This window comes from Marinobacter sp. 1_MG-2023, from assembly GCF_030549045.1.
Classification (GTDB): Bacteria; Pseudomonadota; Gammaproteobacteria; order Pseudomonadales; family Oleiphilaceae; genus Marinobacter.
Map to the genome: position 1 here is coordinate 447,153 of NZ_JAUOST010000001.1, position 15,881 is coordinate 463,033.

The window sequence follows — 15,881 nt, forward strand, 5'->3', positions numbered from 1 at the left end:
GGAAAAGCGAGGGTGCAGTAAGCCCGGTCAGTTTTGGGCAGCAGCAGGAAGAGACTCGAATCCGGGCAGCCATTCCTTGCTGTCGAGAGTAACGAAGTGGCTCGGTGCCTGGGTTTCAATGATGCGCATGGTGGTCGGGCTTTGCCTCGCGCTTGCGAGCATCGCAGGGCGGTCCAGAATGCGATCGACTCCGGGAATCAGGAAGGTGCCATGGCGTACATTCTGGTATATGCCCGTGTCAGTGCGCTCCATCCATTCAAGAATATTTTCAATGTTGCGAACAATGGTCAGATGGTCGCGGGTTGAGTAAAACAGTTTGCTCAGCAACTGCTTTTTGCGAGGGTTCATTTTCCCAAAGAATGTTTGTCCGTACGCGGATGAAGGTGCACTGTTGATCAGGCGAATCAGCCAGGGCCACATGCCGTGACTGACAGGCTCAAGAAGCGCTGTGACCAACGGGTGAATTTTCCCCTTCGGCAGGGCCGGCGCTTCCAGAATCACTTCGATATCTTCGTAGAGTTCTGGCCGGTGTTTGATCGCTTCAAGAACAACAGCGCCACCCCGTGAGTGGCCATGAATGCGGATGTTGCGAGTGCTTGGCAGGTTTGTCAGGGCCTGGTTCAGAATACACGCATCATATTCAATGGTGCCTTCCAGGTGTTTGATCGGCACTTCCCACGTCGGCGTTTCCGGTGTTACACCATTTACCGGAATATGGTAGTTGCTGCAGGTCAGCAGGATCAATTCAGTGGTCGGTGCGTCGTAAGTCTGGGTGAAGTAACAATGATTTTCCAGAAAGCCATGTACGCCAATAACGGTTTGCTTCGCTGAGCCACTATGGTTTCTAACCGATACGGCACCTTCACCAACGCGATAGACTCGACCTGAGAACATCTCCGAGTAAGCGCTGTTGATAGGCTTGATCAGCTTGCGGATATGGCTTGCTTTCATAATGCATCTCCTCCCAGCACGGCAATAGCCTGTTTTCAGAGTTTGGTCGTGTGACCTAGTTGTGCTGGTAACCCTGTTGTACTCCTGAGCGGCCCAATCTGTATTGGCAGTGGAAACGGTGCTATCACCAAGCCATAGTCAACTGGTGACCTTTTGGGCGGTCAAATAACTATCACATCAAGGCTTATAACCAGTATAGGAGTGTAGGGATGCAGACGTGTAATTTTTTGTAACATCGTGAGGTGCGCGGTGATGGGGGTGGTGAGCGCCTTTGTGGAGCCGTTGGTGCATGTCTGTCACAATGCAGGTGACATCTTTTTCCACTCTACTACTTCCGGGGACGTTCGGGTTTGAGTCACGATCAAACGCATCTTATGCTTCCTGCGGATTCAGCCTGGCTGGCTCTGGAAAATCCCCGAAACCCCATGGCTATTACCGTCATGATGCGAGTCGATGGCCTGACAGCGCCCCGGCTTCGGGAGTTTTTGCGGGTGTACTGGATGGCCTGGGAGCGTTTCAGGTACATGCCGGTCAAGCGTGCGCCGGCCTGGTGGTGGGAGGAGGATCCGGTATTTGACCTCCGGCACCACCTGGACGTAGTGCTTGACCGTTTCACGGAATCTTCACTTCAGGAGTGGGTTTCCGCTCGCCTTAATCAGCCCCTGCCGTTGTATCGCCCTTTGTGGAAGTTCTGGCTGGCACCGAATGCAGAGGACGGCGCGGTATTGTTGTTGCGACTTCACCACAGCTATGCCGACGGGGTATCGCTGACGGGCATTTTTGACCGTCTTTGCCCGGCTTCTCCGCAACAACACCCTGCTGTCTACGGCGCCCGGCAAACCCGGGATCTATCGCCCTGGATATCAGCGGCCAAGAGCCGTATTGAGAAGTTGGTTGGCTGCGACCTTACAGGCGAAGCCAGCACAGAAGAATCCCTTAAGGAGGAGTCAGGCGGTCGCGGCGGGCCCGAGGGCAAGTTGCTGGACCAGCTGGCCCGCAATGGCCTTAAGTGGGCGAATGAATTCAGTGATTTTCTTGCAGAACCGGAGGATACACCTTCAGATCTCAAAACTCCGCTGCTTGGCCGGCGTCATTGCCGATGGTCCGTGCCGGTTCCTCTCGACCGGCTCCGGTCAATCGCCAAAGCGACGAATGTAACCATCAACGATGTGCTGCTTGGCTGCGTGGCGGCAGCGGTTCGTCCTCGCCTCGGGGTTACCGGCGCTGCATTAGAAGATGCGGTAATGCATGCGGCCGTCCCGATTGATATCCGCAGTCGTTTGCCTGAGGACCTCAAGCCGGAGCCGGATGCTCTCGGCAACTATTTTGGCACTGTGTTCGTGCCCTTGCCCGTAGATGGAGAGAGCGGGCTGGAGCGGCTCTATCGCATAAAACAGGAAACCCGGAGGCTGAAGAAAAGTTGGCAACCCGGAATTGCCTGGGCCTTGTCCTCCTGCTCGACTCTGATCCCGGAAGCCCTGCGCCAGCCGCTTTCGGATGTCTTTTACCGCAAGGCCAGTGCCGTGGTGTCAAACGTACCCGGTACGCCCGAGGCACGCTATATTGCTGGTTGCCGCATCACGGAGCAGATGTTCTGGGTGCCTCAGGCCGGTAATATCGGGTTGGGCGTCAGTGTTGTCAGCTATGCCGGGCAGGTCCAGTTCGGTGTGGTGGCAGATGAAGCGGTACTGGCAGACCCGGAAGGTTTCCTGGAGGACTGTCTTCAGGAACTGTCAGAATTCCCGGGTGGTTCACCTATTGTTGTTTGAGGTCTACAGTGAATGAGTAAACGCGCATAGCCGCGTTGTCATTTACAAACACAACAAGAGGTGGCGACAATGATTTATGCACAACCAGGAAAAGACGGTTCCGTCGTTTCTTTCAAATCCCGTTACGGAAACTATATCGGTGGTGAGTGGGTTGCTCCGGTTAAAGGGGAATATTTCGAAAATATAACCCCGGTAACTGGCGCTGTTATTTGTGAGATTCCGCGCTCATCCGCTGAGGACATTGACCTGGCTCTAGATGCTGCACACAAAGCTGCACCAGCCTGGGGGCGGACGTCGCCGGCAGAGCGCTCCAATATACTGCTCAAAATTGCTGATCGCATAGAGGCCAATCTTGAAAAGCTGGCGGTCGCTGAAACCTGGGATAACGGCAAAGCGGTGCGTGAAACCCTGAACGCTGACATTCCCCTGGCGGCAGACCACTTCCGTTATTTCGCCGGTTGCATCCGGGCCCAGGAAGGGCACATGGGTGAAATTGATCACAACACAGTGGCCTATCATTTTCATGAGCCCCTTGGTGTGGTCGGGCAGATCATTCCCTGGAACTTTCCAATACTGATGGCGGCCTGGAAACTTGGCCCCTGTCTGGCTGCGGGTAACTGCACCGTACTCAAGCCGGCAGAACAAACGCCCGCCAGTATTCTTGTGTTGATGGAGGTTATTGGTGATCTGCTACCGCCGGGCGTTATCAACATTGTTAACGGCTATGGCATTGAGGCTGGTGAAGCCCTGGCAACCAGCAAGCGCATCGCCAAGATTGCCTTTACAGGCTCTACACCTGTGGGCTCGCACATTCTCAAGTGCGCGGCAGAAAACATCATTCCATCAACGGTAGAGTTGGGCGGCAAGTCGCCTAATATCTATTTCTCCGATGTCATGAAAGCCGAGCCGGCGTTCGTGGACAAGTGTGTCGAAGGCCTTGTTCTCGCGTTCTTCAACCAGGGTGAGGTATGTACATGCCCATCCCGTGCCCTGGTGCAGGAAGACATGTTCGAAGAGTTTATGCAGAAGGTTGTTGAGCGCACCAGGATTATTAAACGCGGCAATCCGCTGGATACCGATGTGCAGGTGGGTGCCCAAGCCAGTAAGGAGCAGTACGACAAAATCATGTCTTACCTGGAAATCGGCAAACAGGAGGGAGCGGTTGTTCTCACCGGTGGCGGCAAGGAAGAAATGGATGTCGATTTCAAAGACGGCTTCTACGTTCAGCCCACCCTGTTCAAGGGTGAGAACAATATGCGGGTTTTTCAGGAAGAGATCTTTGGCCCGGTTGTGGGTGTGACTACTTTTAAAACCGAAGAAGAGGCGGTGGCGATTGCTAACGATACGGAGTTCGGGCTGGGCGCTGGTGTATGGACCCGCGACACCAATCGTGCCTATCGTGTGGGGCGCAACATTCAGGCCGGACGGGTGTGGATGAACTGCTATCACGCCTACCCGGCACACGCGGCTTTCGGCGGCTACAAGAAGTCCGGTGTAGGTCGTGAAACTCACAAGATGGCACTGGAGCATTACCAGCAGACCAAGTGCATGCTGACCAGTTACGACATCAACCCGCTCGGGTTCTTTTGATCCAGAAACCGCGTCAGGCCCTGAGCAAAAGGGTCTGACTCTAATGCCCTCCATAACGCCTCTTTTGAGGCGTTTTTTCTTTTTAGTAGACGCTCGGTCATAAATATGCATAATTAATTAGACGATTGGTCTAAATAAAGGGCGATGTGTGGAGAGTACACCAGTTAAACGCAAGCGTGGTCGGCCACCAAAAAGCCAGAATGCCGGCTATCAGGACACCCGCCAGACGCTGATTCGGGTGGGTTTGGCGGCATTGACCGAGAAAGGGTACTCCTATACCGGGCTGGACGAAATTCTGCGCCAGGCCAGCGTGCCCAAGGGCTCCTTCTATCATTATTTTGAGAACAAGGAAGCTTTCGGGAAAGTGTTGATCGAGGCGTACGGGCGTTTTTTTGCCGAAAAGCTGGAGCGTTCACTGTCTGACACTTCCCTTCAGCCACTGGCACGCATTCAGGCTTTTGTCGATGACGCGAAAGCCGGCATGCAGAAATTTGATTATCGGCGCGGATGTCTGATCGGCAACCTGGGGCAGGAAATGGCTGCCTTGCCTGAAAGTTTTCGCAACCTGTTACGCGAAACCTTCCAGGATTGGGAAGCACGGATCGCCCGGGTGTTGGGGGAAGCTCAACAAGCCGGTGAGGTGTCGGGCCAGGCGGCTCCGGGCTCGATGGCACAGTTCTTCTGGATAGGCTGGGAAGGCGCGGTACTTCGCGCAAAACTCGAAAAAAGCTCACAACCGCTGGATCAGTTTGCCGAAGGGTTTATGGCACTGGTGCGCAGCTCCTGATGAAAACACATGAATTCAGATCATAGAGCGAAATCATTGGAGGCAATATGTTTAAAGGTATTTTGATTGAGGGTAGTCGGGGTGACCAACAGGTGTCCTTGAAAGCGATCGACGAGGCCCAGTTGCCAGAAGGCGATGTCACCGTAGATGTCGCCTACACCACGCTTAACTACAAGGATGCGCTTGCCATTACCGGGCGCGCACCTATCGCGAAAAGTTACCCGATGGTCCCGGGCATCGACCTGGCCGGAGTGGTAACTGAATCTTCGAATGCAGATTTCAAAATCGGAGACGAAGTAGTTCTGAATGGCTGGGGTGTTGGCGAAAAACATTGGGGCGGCCTTGCTCAGAAAGCACGGTTGTCCGGTGATTGGCTGATTCCGTTGCAGGCGCCGTTCACAGCTCGTCAAGCTATGGCTATTGGCACCGCAGGTTATACCGCGATGCTTTGCGTGATTGCTCTGGAAAAACACGGCGTTACTCCGGATTCTGGTGACATTCTGGTGACTGGCGCAACCGGTGGCGTTGGTAGCGTTGCGATCGCGGTGCTGGCCAAACTGGGTTATTCGGTAACTGCTGTCACGGGCCGGTCCGAAGAGGAAGGCTACCTGAAGTCTTTGGGCGCCAAGCAGATTCTGGACCGGGCGGAATTGAGTGAGCCAGGCAAGCCGTTGGCGCGGGAAACCTGGGCCGGGGCAATTGATGTGGCCGGAGGCCAGGTGCTGGCGAACGTGTGTGCTGGCATGAAGTATCGGGGTGTTGTTGCGGCATGCGGTCTTGCTGCCGGAATGGATTTCCCGTCTACGGTTGCGCCTTTCATTCTGCGGGGCGTGACCCTGTGTGGTGTAGATAGCGTTATGGCACCGAAAGAAGACCGTCTGCACGCGTGGAAACGGCTGGCCCAGGACCTTTCGCCGGAACTGCTCGACAGCATGATCACCGAAGTGCCCTTTGATGACGCAATCGATGCCGCGGGCCGGCTCATGGACGGCAAAATCCGGGGTCGTGTGGTGATTCCCGTAGCCGACTAATTCCGGTGTTTACCAAGCTGAATAAAAAAATAGAGGACATAAAATGACGGTACAAACAGAACAAGCTATCAGCCGTTTCCCGGTGCCCGAACTGGACGCCATGCCGGAGGATATTCGTGATCGGATTCTGGCAGTGCAGGAGAAATCAGGCTTTATCCCCAATGTGTTTCTTGTACTTGCTCACCGGCCAGCCGAGTTCCGGGCTTTCTTCGATTATCACGATGCTTTGATGGAAAAGGACAGTAACCTCACCAAGGGTGAGCGCGAAATGATCGTGGTAGCCACCAGCAACCTGAACCAGTGCCAGTATTGCGTGGTGGCTCATGGTGCGATTCTGCGGATTCGGGAGAAGAATCCGTTGATTGCGGACCAGGTGGCGGTTAACTACCGCAAAGCAGACATCAGTGACCGCCAGAAAGCGATGCTGGATTTTGCCGTCAAGGTTTCCCGGCGGGCAGAGGAGGTCAGCGATGACGACTTCGCTGTGCTGCATCATCACGGCTTTACTGACGAAGATATCTGGGATATTTCGGGCGTTGCGTCGTTCTTCGGGCTATCCAACCGGATGGCGAATGTGACAAGCATGCGCCCGAATGCGGAGTTTTACGCATTGGGTCGCTAAGCCTGACCTGAGAGCCTCCTGACGAGCTACACTTATTCTGAACCGTTTGGTAATGATAATGCAGAGCAGGAGGCAGCAGTGAGCGATTATCGAATAGAAACCGACAGCCTGGGCGACGTACATGTACCTGTGGGCGCGCTTTGGGGTGCCCAGACTCAGCGCGCGGTCAACAACTTCCCGGTCAGCGGCCAGCCCATGCCGCCGGCCTTTATTTCGGCAGTCGCGCTCGTAAAACAGGCGGCAGCTGAAGCCAATACCAGCCTGGGGCTACTGGATAACAACCGTTGCGATGCTATTACGGACGCTTGTCAGGCGCTTGTTCGGGGCGAGTTTGCCGACCAGTTCCCTGTTGATCGCTTCCAGACAGGCTCCGGCACCAGCACCAATATGAATGTGAACGAAGTCATTGCGGCCATTACTGCCAGCAAGGGCGTTGAGGTGCACCCGAACGATCATGTGAATATGAGCCAGAGCTCAAACGATGTGATCCCCACGGCCATTCATGTGAGTTCAGTGATTGGTGTGACAGAGCGTCTTATCCCCGCGCTAACGCACCTGCGTGGCATTATTTACGAGCGTGAGGCTTTCTTCTCTGCGCAGGTCAAAACCGGTCGTACCCATCTTATGGATGCCATGCCGATTACCCTTGGCCAGGAGTTGCGCACATGGCGGGAGCAGATTCTCCTGGCTGAAAAGCGCCTTGAAGCGACTGCTGCCGATCTGCTTTCTGTACCCCAAGGCGGTACCGCAGTCGGTACAGGCGTGAATGCGCTGCCTGAGTTTTCCAGCCAGTTTGTGAGGTTCCTGAAAGCCAACACCGGTTACTCTTTCCGCTCAATGGAGCACAAGTTTGTGGGGCTGAGTTCTGTGGATGGCCCGGTTGCGCTCTCGGCGCAACTGCGGGGGCTGGGCATAGTGCTTACCAAGATTGCCAATGATCTACGGTGGATGAACAGCGGTCCGATTCACGGCCTTGCAGAAATCAGCCTGCCGGCGCTGCAGCCGGGTAGCAGCATCATGCCAGGCAAGGTTAACCCGGTTATTCCCGAATCTGTAGCCATGGTAGGAGCCCAGGTGATGGGCCTAGACAGCGCCAATGCAATTGCAGGGCAGTCTGGTAACTTTCAACTAAACGTGATGCTGCCGCTGATCGGAGGCAATCTGCTGGACATGATTGGACTGCTTGGTAATGCAACCAGCATGCTGGCGGACAAGGCTATCCGCGACTTTACTGTAAACACCGAGACACTGGACGCCAGCGTTGGCCGCAACCCGGTGCTGGTAACTGCTCTGAACCCGGAAATTGGTTACAGCCTGGCCGCGGATATTGCCAAGGAAGCCTATAAAACGGGCCGTCCAGTGATCGATGTGGCTGAGGAGAGAAGTGGGCTCAGTCGGGAGCGGCTGGAAGACTTGATGGATCCGCTAAAGTTGACCCGGGGCGGAATCACCTGAAATAAACCGGTCAGGAGCAGCGGCGTTTGCTGATATCCCTGCAGTTATTTTTGATGTTGGTTCTGGCTAATGGCGCACCAGTGGTTGCCGCAAAGATTCTCCGGCAACGCTGGTCAGCCCCGGTGGACGCCGGGCTGAACTGGATTGATGGTCGCCGATTGCTGGGCAAAAGCAAGACCTGGCGGGGAATCGTTTCCGGTGCGCTGAGCTGTGCACTGTTTTCTTTGGCCACTGGACAGGGGTTTCTGTTCGGGTTGCTTTTCGGTTTGCTGGCACTCGCCGGTGACCTGTTCAGCAGTTTCATAAAACGCCGGCTGGGGCTCGCGTCCAGCGAGCGGATGCCTTGGCTGGATCAGGTGCCCGAGGCTGCGATGCCTGTGTTGCTGGCGATGGACTGGGGGCTGATTGAAGCCTGGGTCGCGTTGTTTATCGTTGTGTTCTTCACGCTATCCAACATGTGGATATCGCCCTTACTCTATCGCCTGGGGATCCGGCGCCACCCTCACTGAGACGGTCCGCGTGACAGGGTGTGAATCGTCACCTCCGGTGGGCAATTAAGCCGCACGTTGACCACAGAAGTACCTGCCCCGGGCGATGTGTATCCCTGCATGCCGTTTGCCCGCCAATAGCCGCGACCGAGATGGCGCGGGCAGTCGGCATCCAGTGTGAGTGGAATACCTCCGGGCAGGCAGATCTGACCGCCATGGGTGTGCCCGCACAGGAACATATCGTAGCCGGCGTGGGAGGCTTCCCGCCAGATTTCTGGCGAGTGGCTGAGTAGCAGGCTGATCCCACCCGGGGGAATGTCATCACCGGCGCGGTGCAGGTTGTGAACCTTGTAGAAGTGGGGGTCGTCAACTCCGGCGAGGTACAGGTGTTCACCGCTCCGTTCTATCGGAACCATCTCATTCATCAGCAGGGCGTAGCCCATGTCTTCCAGGGCCGGCACCATGCGCACGCTGTCGTGGTTGCCAAGCACGGCGTAGGCCGGTCCTTTGATTGCATCGCGCAGTCGCGCCATACCCTCCAAAGCCGCTTCAACCGGCCCCCAGGTCTGCTTACGATAATCGCCGGTGAGCACGCACAGGTCGTAATCCAGCGGAGAAATCTTACGTATAACTGACTGCAGATTGGCTTCGTCCATGTCCACATGAAGATCTGTCAGGTGGAGTATGCGGAAACCCTCGAAGCTCGCGGGCAAGTCTGGCAAATGAAAGTAGTTATGGGCTGTGTCCAGACAACGGCTGTTGGCCTGTCCACGGCTGAGCAGCCCCGAGATCCTGAGGCAGAAGCGGATAAAGCCGGGTGCAGATGTCAGGTTTTCAAGGTGAAATGAGGAGCGATCCCGACCGAACACTTTGGCTTCTGCTTCACGCTCAATGCCCAAGCGCTGCCTGGCATGAACCGGCCCCAGCCTCAGGCTCAGGCGGTAGTCCAGAAGTTCATCCTGGCGTTCCGGTTTTCTGGCCGGTGAGTTCATCAGCTTTCCTCTGGTTCGGGGCGGAACCGCGTATGAATTTTTCCAACCCTTGATTTCATTATGATAGGCAACGGAAGGGATGCAACCCGGTTATTGGACCGTTCGTGTATTTGCCGGGAACTTTTCTGTCCTGGTTGCTACCAACCTGCCAGAGGACGTTGGAACAGGAATAACAGTTCCGGTTGGAAAAATGATGGATTAGCAGCCACAATCTGTAGCCTGAGTACATTCACATACGTAGCCGAGGTCTTTATGACGTCATCTTGCAGTATTCCCGGTCTGAACGTAGCCCGTAGCCGCTTCCCCGAGCCGGAGCAGGATTTGCCTGCCGGAGAAGGTGAGCAACGCCTCGTTCTTGCGGGTGGTTGCTTCTGGTGTGTGGAAGCTGTTTTTCTCGCAATGGATGGCGTTAATCGAGTGGAATCTGGCTACGCAGGTGGATCGCGTGAAACTGCCAACTACGAAGCTGTGTGCACAGGCACTACCGGGCATGCAGAGGTAATAGACGTTCACTACGACCCCAAACGGGTCAGTTTTGGTGAGTTGCTTCGGGTGTTTTTCTCGGTTGCTCATGACCCAACTCAACTGAACCGGCAGGGTAATGATCGGGGTACGCAATACCGGTCGGCCGTTTTCTATGAAACCCCGGAGCAAAAACGGGTTGTAGAAGCGTATATCCATCAGATCAATAAAGCCGGAGTCTATTCGGAGCCGGTAGTGACGGCACTGGAACCCCTGGAAGCTTTCTATCCGGCCGAAGCGAACCATCAGAATTTTGCCGCGCGCAATCCTTACCAGCCATACATCATGGCCGTGGCGGCTCCTAAAATGGAAAAGCTTATCGATGGCTTCAGTGACCGGCTCAAGCCGGAATACACTGAGGCCAGTGCCGGTTCCAATTCCGGGAGCAACCTGGCCTGAGGAGATAAATGATGAGCAGTTCAACTTCAGGTTATGACCTGACGCCTCTGACTGAGGCACAGATACAAGAGAAAGCCGCCAGTCTCACACCCGAAGAGCGACAGGTGCTGCTAGACCACGGTACCGAACATCCGTTCTGTGGCACCTTGCTGGATAATAAGATGGAGGGCGTCTATCACTGCCGCCTTTGTGATCTTCCGTTGTTCAGCTCAAATGCGAAGTTTGATTCAGGTACTGGCTGGCCGAGCTTTTTTCAGCCGTTCGACAAGGGTCACATTCGTTACATTGAAGATACAAGCCTGGGAATGGCTCGCACCGAGGTTCGTTGCCCCCGCTGCGATAGTCACTTGGGGCACGTGTTTCCAGACGGGCCTCCTCCAACGGGGCAGCGCTATTGCCTGAATTCCATTGCCATGGTTTTCCGGGAAAACGCATAGTGCCTGGGCCGGGGCTGTGGGTCCGTCGCTCCCGCCCCGCTTCTACTTTTGACCGCCTGAAGCTGTGGCTACATATTGAGCCACAGCGCGAATCTGTTCTGCAGACAGAGATTCATTGAATGCCGGCATGATCCCAACGCCGCCTGTGACCGCGTTGATAACTTGTTCCCGGGACGGTTTCAGGTCGTCCAGGTTTGGTCCGATCGCGCCAGCAGAACCTGCATCCGAGAGGGTATGACAAATGGTACAGGAGGGCTGTGCGTCCTGAGTGAATACCTGTTTACCCGTTTCAAAATCGCTGGCGTGCGCCAGCGACGATAGGCCAGTCAGCGATACAGCAAGCAGTAATGCAGTCTTTCTCATGGTTTGGCATTCCGGGAGAGTCGGGGCGCCCGTTATTCCTGGGGCGCCCCTTTAGTTGTTAACTGAGCGCGACCGTGACTCCGTGGTCGCTCCAGCCATTGTGACCGTAGCCACGTTCGTTTTCTGTGCGGCCCTCAGGCTGCATGTTGCCTTGTGTGTCGGTGGCCCGGCTCACAATCCGGTGCTCCCCGGCCGGCAAGTCTGCGGCCAGAACGAAGGGACGCCACGCGAAGGGGCCAAGGTCCGGGCCCAGGAACCGGGCCTGTTTCCAGGTTTTTCCACCATCGACGGAAACCTCAACCTTTTCCAAATCTACGGTGCCTCCGAAGGCAACGCCGTAAATCATATTTCGGCCACTGCGACCCCTTTCCAGCGGTGCAGTCACCCAGGATTTAACGTTCATCTCCCACATCGATGGCTGGTCCGGCGCGCCTTTCACGCCCACATCGCGTATGCGATAGCCGGAGGCCTGGATTTTGGCGTCGGTCTGGTTTTCAGTAAAGGCTACATTCTTCACGTATTTGACGTTATTCACGCCGTAATAACCCGGTACGACCATTCGAAGTGGACCACCGTGGGTGTGGGTCAGTGGTTCGTCATTCATTTCCCAGGCCAGAAGTGCAGTTTCGAGCGCTCTGGTGGGCACTGAGCGCTCGACCATAATGGTTTTCGGGTCAAGCCCCTCTGGCAGTGACTCACCACCGGTGCCAGTGATATATCTGGCGCCGTTTACCGGGCCCCCGAGTGCTTCCACGACGTCCTTCAGAGGCACGCCAGTCCACATGACGCAACCGGCAGCGCCGACCGACCACTGGGTGCCACTGGCACCATGAGGAAAGAAAGCCCGACCGTTGCCGGAGCACTGGAGCACAGATGCGACGGTGGTGACCCCCATGCCCTTCAATTCACCGACTGTCAGGGTACGAGGATTCTTGACGCCTTCGATATGCACCTCCCAGACGTCTGGATTTTCGGTCACCGTAGCTGGAGGGGCGGGTAGGTTATTGCGAACGAACAGGCGATCACTTGCGGTAATGACACCATTCCCGATGGCGCCGCGCTGGGTTTCCATGGTATTTGCGCTGTGCACGATCAGCGCATTGCGCTCTTTCCACGCCGCATAATCCGGTAGTGATTTTGGCTCATCGGCCCTGGCGAGCGGAGTAAAGCCCAGCAGGCTTACGGCAGCCATGGCGCCGGCACTCCCGAGCAGCAGGCTTCGGCGGGAAGGGTTCTCGAGGCCCGGATCATGGGGGCCTCGGTGTAGGGCTGTTTCCTGTGTCATGATCCGTCTCCTTATTTGGTTTGTAGTTGGACGGTGCGGGTCTGCTCTCGAGCGGGCAGGTTATATCCTTATAACTTATAGGTGCTGATTAGTAAATGAGCAACACTCCGGCAGGAAACAAACCGGAAGTGTGCTTTCGAGGGCTCAACTGAATGTGAGTAGGCAAGGGGGTAAAGGGCTTAAATGTCAGCTCGTGCTGGCAGCAACAACTGTAGAGAGCAGGTAGCCGGTATACGCGACGTAAACCAGTAGTAGAAGAGAGCCATCAAATCGGCTGATAACTTTCCGCAAGCCGGTCATTCCGAAGCCCATAATAAGCAGACCAACTGTCAGCGCCAGCATCAGTGTCCAGTCCCGATAGAGAACTTCCGGAGCTACAGATAGAGGTTGGATAACAGCTGCCAGGCCGACGACGGCCAGGGTGTTGAAGATACCTGAACCAAGAATATTGCCCAGGATCAGGTCGTGTTCGTTTTTCCGTACCGCGGCGAGAGCCGAGGCCAGTTCTGGCAGCGACGTGCCAATCGCCACGATCGTGAGGCCGATCACCAGATCACTGACTCCCAGACTCTGTGCAATGGTAACTGCACCCCAGACGAGCAGGCGGGAGCTGACAACGAGTAAAATGAGGCCGATAACCAGCCACATAATGGCAGTTTTCATTGCCATCAGTTCGTCGGTCAGCTGGGCATCGGTTTCACCGGCCAGGGAGTCGCCTTTGCCGCGCATGCCCTGGAAAATCGACCAGCCCATCACCGCAGAAAATACGCCCAACAATACCCAGCCATCCAGCCGTGTTAGCTCACCATCGAGCAATTGGGCGCCTGCAATCAGGGTGAGCACCACGAGCAGAGGGAGTTCTTTGCGGATAACCTGGGAATGCACGGCAATGGGCGCAATCACAGCGGTCAGGCCAACAATCAAAGCGATGTTAGTGATGTTGGAGCCATAACCGTTACCCAGCGCAAGTCCGGGATTGCCGTCGGCAGCGGCCATGGCAGACACGGCCAGTTCCGGTGCTGAGGTGCCGAACCCGATAATTACCATACCGATGAGCAGCGTGGGCATGCCCAGGTGTTTGGCGGTTGCAGCAGCGCCTTCCACGAACTTGTCTGCACTCCAGACCAGCAATACAAGGCCGGCGATGATTGCGGCAATTGCCATTCCCATAGATGAGCCTCAGTCAGATGCCTTTTACAAAAAAATCCGGTATTAGACCTGTACGTGCAAAGATGCAAGCACCGGAACGGTGTGCAAGATACCGCATATGGGCGGTGAAGGTCAGCACCTTTCGGATGAAGAGTCAGGATCCGGGGCGAGCAATGGTATGAGACTAAAGTTGCGGTGATATTGCAGTTCAAAGAAGCGAAAATGATCAGAAAGCTTGTCGCGACATGTGTCCGGATGATTACCTATAAGCCGGCGCAAGCCATTGTTCGTAATACGACAATGTCGTCCTTTAGCCGCGCACAGACCCGCAACGATTCGCAATCGCAATTTATTATTTTCGTAAAATCCGGATAATTGCGCTCACATTTTTGACGGACGCATAGGGCAGCGCCTTTTACCTCGCGACTGGCCAGCATCCGACTGATCTCTCTGCTGATCGTGGGGAGGCGAAAGGCTCATAAATAGCTAGGGTGAAAATCAATGGCCGTTAAACAGGCAGACGTAGTGCTGGTCGGCGGTGGTGTCATGAGCGCCACTCTCGGTGTGATGCTCAGGCAACTCGATCCGTCCATGAAAATTGTCATGTTGGAGCGTCTTGACCACGTTGCCCATGAAAGTACCGATGGATGGAACAACGCAGGAACCGGCCATGCAGGCTACTGTGAGCTCAACTACACACCGGAGACAGAAGACGGGGATGTGGCTATCGAGCGCGCGCTTCAGATCAACGCGCAATTCGAGGTCTCGTTGCAGTTCTGGTCACACCTGGTAGAGCAGGGCATGCTGCCCGAGCCTTCAAAATTTATTAACCGCACACCTCACCAGAGTTTTGTCTGGGGTGAAAAAGATGTGGCTTTCCTCAAACGGCGTTTCGAGCGCCTGAGTGCCCATCACCTGTTCCGTGAGATGGAATATACCGAGTCGCCACGGGATCTTGAAGAGTGGATGCCTCTGATTGTTCAGGGCCGGGATCCGATGCAGCGTGTTGCTGCAACCCGTATTCGCCATGGCTCCGATGTTGATTTTGGCTCCCTGACCCGCAACATGGTCGAGTACCTGCAGAGCGAGCCCAACTTCGAGTTAATGCTGGGTTGCCCTGTGCACTATATAGACCAGCGTGACAACGGCCGCTGGAAAGTGCGTGTTAAAAACCAGCACACGGGTGAGCTGACCAAGCTGGAAACGGATTTTGTATTCCTGGGTGCCGGCGGCGGCGCTTTGCCGATGCTGCAGAAATCCGGAATTGATGAAGCCCGCGGCTATGGAGGCTTCCCTGTCAGCGGTCAGTGGCTGGTATGTCGCAAGCCAGAGGTCGTGGAGAAGCACCACGCCAAGGTTTATGGCAAGGCGCCAATTGGCGCGCCTCCCATGTCGGTACCGCACCTGGATACCCGCATTATCAATGGCGAGCCCGCTCTGTTGTTCGGTCCGTTTGCAGGGTTTACCACAAGATTCCTCAAGCAGGGCTCGATTTTCGACCTGTTTGGCTCAGTGCGCACGACCAACCTCAAGCCGATGCTGTCGGTGAGCAAGAGCAACATGGATCTCACGCGCTATTTGATTGGTGAAGTTTTCCAGTCGCATGGTGATCGTGTGGAGGCTCTGCGTAATTTCTTCCCGGAAGCCGAGGAAGGCAACTGGGAGCTGCGTAACGCCGGCCAGCGGGTCCAGATTATCAAGCAGGCCGAAGGTGGCGGTGGAAAGCTGGAATTTGGTACTGAAATCGTGGCTGCGAAAGACGGCACTCTGGCCGCTCTGCTCGGAGCCTCGCCCGGTGCATCGACAGCAGCAAACGCCATGATCAGTGTGATTGAGCGTTGCTTCCCGCAAAAAATACAGACTCCCGAGTGGCAGGAGCGCATGAAGCGTATGGTGCCTTCTTACGGTCAGTCGCTGGTCAACGATGAAGCGCTGTTGACGAAGGTTCGTGAGAGAACACTCTCAGTCCTGAAACTGGGCTGATATTTGCGATTCTCATACATCGGCGTAGTGTAGGGAGACACCCCGATGTAGGAGATAG

At 55.5% G+C, this 15,881-nt stretch carries 15 protein-coding genes; 10 read left to right on the top strand and 5 right to left on the bottom strand.

Features of this window, described 5'->3' with window-relative positions:
- Window positions 1-27: 27 nt before the first annotated feature.
- Entirely contained in the window at window positions 28-951 is a 924-nt protein-coding gene (locus Q4606_RS02050) for an alpha/beta hydrolase (protein WP_303594412.1), read from the bottom strand.
- Window positions 952-1,301: 350 nt separating this feature from the next.
- On the opposite strand from Q4606_RS02050, the gene Q4606_RS02055 reads away from it, so the two are divergent.
- The 7 genes from Q4606_RS02055 to Q4606_RS02085 all read left to right on the top strand — a co-directional run bounded on the left by Q4606_RS02055 (window position 1,302) and on the right by Q4606_RS02085 (window position 8,714).
- Complete coding sequence (locus Q4606_RS02055; protein ID WP_303606510.1) at window positions 1,302-2,720, top strand: WS/DGAT domain-containing protein; 1,419 nt, start codon at window positions 1,302-1,304, stop codon at window positions 2,718-2,720.
- Window positions 2,721-2,789: 69 nt separating this feature from the next.
- Window positions 2,790-4,310: an aldehyde dehydrogenase family protein gene (locus tag Q4606_RS02060; RefSeq protein ID WP_303606511.1), complete on the top strand. Its 1,521-nt coding sequence runs from the start codon at window positions 2,790-2,792 to the stop codon at window positions 4,308-4,310.
- Window positions 4,311-4,458: 148 nt separating this feature from the next.
- A complete protein-coding gene (locus Q4606_RS02065) occupies window positions 4,459-5,097 on the top strand; it encodes a TetR/AcrR family transcriptional regulator (RefSeq protein WP_303594406.1) in 639 nt (212 codons plus the stop codon).
- A gap of 47 nt (window positions 5,098-5,144) precedes the next feature.
- Window positions 5,145-6,128 carry an MDR family oxidoreductase gene (locus Q4606_RS02070; RefSeq protein WP_303594404.1) on the top strand — a complete coding sequence of 328 codons (984 nt, stop codon included), beginning with the start codon at window positions 5,145-5,147 and terminating at the stop codon, window positions 6,126-6,128.
- A 43-nt stretch (window positions 6,129-6,171) separates the two neighbouring features.
- A complete protein-coding gene (locus Q4606_RS02075) occupies window positions 6,172-6,750 on the top strand; it encodes a peroxidase-related enzyme (protein WP_303594402.1) in 579 nt (192 codons plus the stop codon).
- A 78-nt stretch (window positions 6,751-6,828) separates the two neighbouring features.
- Window positions 6,829-8,205, top strand: a complete 1,377-nt coding sequence (locus tag Q4606_RS02080) for a lyase family protein (protein WP_303606512.1) — start codon at window positions 6,829-6,831, stop codon at window positions 8,203-8,205.
- Window positions 8,206-8,231: 26 nt separating this feature from the next.
- Window positions 8,232-8,714, top strand: a complete 483-nt coding sequence (locus Q4606_RS02085; protein ID WP_303606513.1) for a CDP-archaeol synthase — start codon at window positions 8,232-8,234, stop codon at window positions 8,712-8,714.
- On the opposite strand, the gene Q4606_RS02090 is transcribed toward Q4606_RS02085, so the two are convergent.
- The gene (locus tag Q4606_RS02090) at window positions 8,708-9,685 is read right to left on the bottom strand and encodes a metallophosphoesterase (protein WP_303606514.1); all 978 of its coding nucleotides are present in this window, start codon (window positions 9,683-9,685) and stop codon (window positions 8,708-8,710) included. The genes Q4606_RS02085 and Q4606_RS02090 overlap by 7 nt on opposite strands.
- Before the next feature lie 252 nt (window positions 9,686-9,937).
- Between Q4606_RS02090 and msrA the strand changes: the two genes are divergently transcribed.
- Together msrA and msrB are read left to right on the top strand one after the other, a co-directional pair.
- Window positions 9,938-10,606, top strand: a complete 669-nt coding sequence (gene msrA / locus Q4606_RS02095; RefSeq protein WP_303606515.1) for a peptide-methionine (S)-S-oxide reductase MsrA — start codon at window positions 9,938-9,940, stop codon at window positions 10,604-10,606.
- Window positions 10,607-10,617: 11 nt separating this feature from the next.
- Window positions 10,618-11,043: a peptide-methionine (R)-S-oxide reductase MsrB gene (gene msrB, locus Q4606_RS02100; protein WP_303594395.1), complete on the top strand. Its 426-nt coding sequence runs from the start codon at window positions 10,618-10,620 to the stop codon at window positions 11,041-11,043.
- Window positions 11,044-11,085: 42 nt separating this feature from the next.
- Here the strand turns inward: msrB and Q4606_RS02105 are convergent, their stop codons facing one another.
- The 3 genes from Q4606_RS02105 to Q4606_RS02115 form a co-directional block, all read right to left on the bottom strand.
- A complete protein-coding gene (locus Q4606_RS02105) occupies window positions 11,086-11,406 on the bottom strand; it encodes a cytochrome c (protein WP_303594393.1) in 321 nt (106 codons plus the stop codon).
- A 58-nt stretch (window positions 11,407-11,464) separates the two neighbouring features.
- Window positions 11,465-12,691, bottom strand: a complete 1,227-nt coding sequence (locus Q4606_RS02110) for a sulfite oxidase (protein WP_303594392.1) — start codon at window positions 12,689-12,691, stop codon at window positions 11,465-11,467.
- 186 nt (window positions 12,692-12,877) lie between these two features.
- Window positions 12,878-13,861: a calcium/sodium antiporter gene (locus Q4606_RS02115; RefSeq protein WP_303594389.1), complete on the bottom strand. Its 984-nt coding sequence runs from the start codon at window positions 13,859-13,861 to the stop codon at window positions 12,878-12,880.
- A 480-nt stretch (window positions 13,862-14,341) separates the two neighbouring features.
- On the opposite strand from Q4606_RS02115, the gene mqo reads away from it, so the two are divergent.
- Window positions 14,342-15,823, top strand: coding sequence for a malate dehydrogenase (quinone) (gene mqo, locus Q4606_RS02120; protein WP_303606516.1), 1,482 nt, complete (start codon window positions 14,342-14,344; stop codon window positions 15,821-15,823).
- Window positions 15,824-15,881 lie beyond the last annotated feature (58 nt).

Bases quoted from the DNA above. Each gene is read 5' to 3' on its own strand.
- msrA (WP_303606515.1), top strand. From the start codon at position 9,938: ATGACGTCATCTTGCAGTATTCCCGGTCTGAACGTAGCCCGTAGCCGC.
- Q4606_RS02075 (WP_303594402.1), top strand. From the start codon at position 6,172: ATGACGGTACAAACAGAACAAGCTATCAGCCGTTTCCCGGTGCCCGAA.
- msrB (WP_303594395.1), top strand. From the start codon at position 10,618: ATGAGCAGTTCAACTTCAGGTTATGACCTGACGCCTCTGACTGAGGCA.
- Q4606_RS02105 (WP_303594393.1), bottom strand. From the start codon at position 11,406: ATGAGAAAGACTGCATTACTGCTTGCTGTATCGCTGACTGGCCTATCG.
- Q4606_RS02090 (WP_303606514.1), bottom strand. From the start codon at position 9,685: ATGAACTCACCGGCCAGAAAACCGGAACGCCAGGATGAACTTCTGGAC.
- Q4606_RS02060 (WP_303606511.1), top strand. From the start codon at position 2,790: ATGATTTATGCACAACCAGGAAAAGACGGTTCCGTCGTTTCTTTCAAA.
- Q4606_RS02070 (WP_303594404.1), top strand. From the start codon at position 5,145: ATGTTTAAAGGTATTTTGATTGAGGGTAGTCGGGGTGACCAACAGGTG.
- mqo (WP_303606516.1), top strand. From the start codon at position 14,342: ATGGCCGTTAAACAGGCAGACGTAGTGCTGGTCGGCGGTGGTGTCATG.
- Q4606_RS02050 (WP_303594412.1), bottom strand. From the start codon at position 951: ATGAAAGCAAGCCATATCCGCAAGCTGATCAAGCCTATCAACAGCGCT.
- Q4606_RS02115 (WP_303594389.1), bottom strand. From the start codon at position 13,861: ATGGGAATGGCAATTGCCGCAATCATCGCCGGCCTTGTATTGCTGGTC.
- Q4606_RS02110 (WP_303594392.1), bottom strand. From the start codon at position 12,691: ATGACACAGGAAACAGCCCTACACCGAGGCCCCCATGATCCGGGCCTC.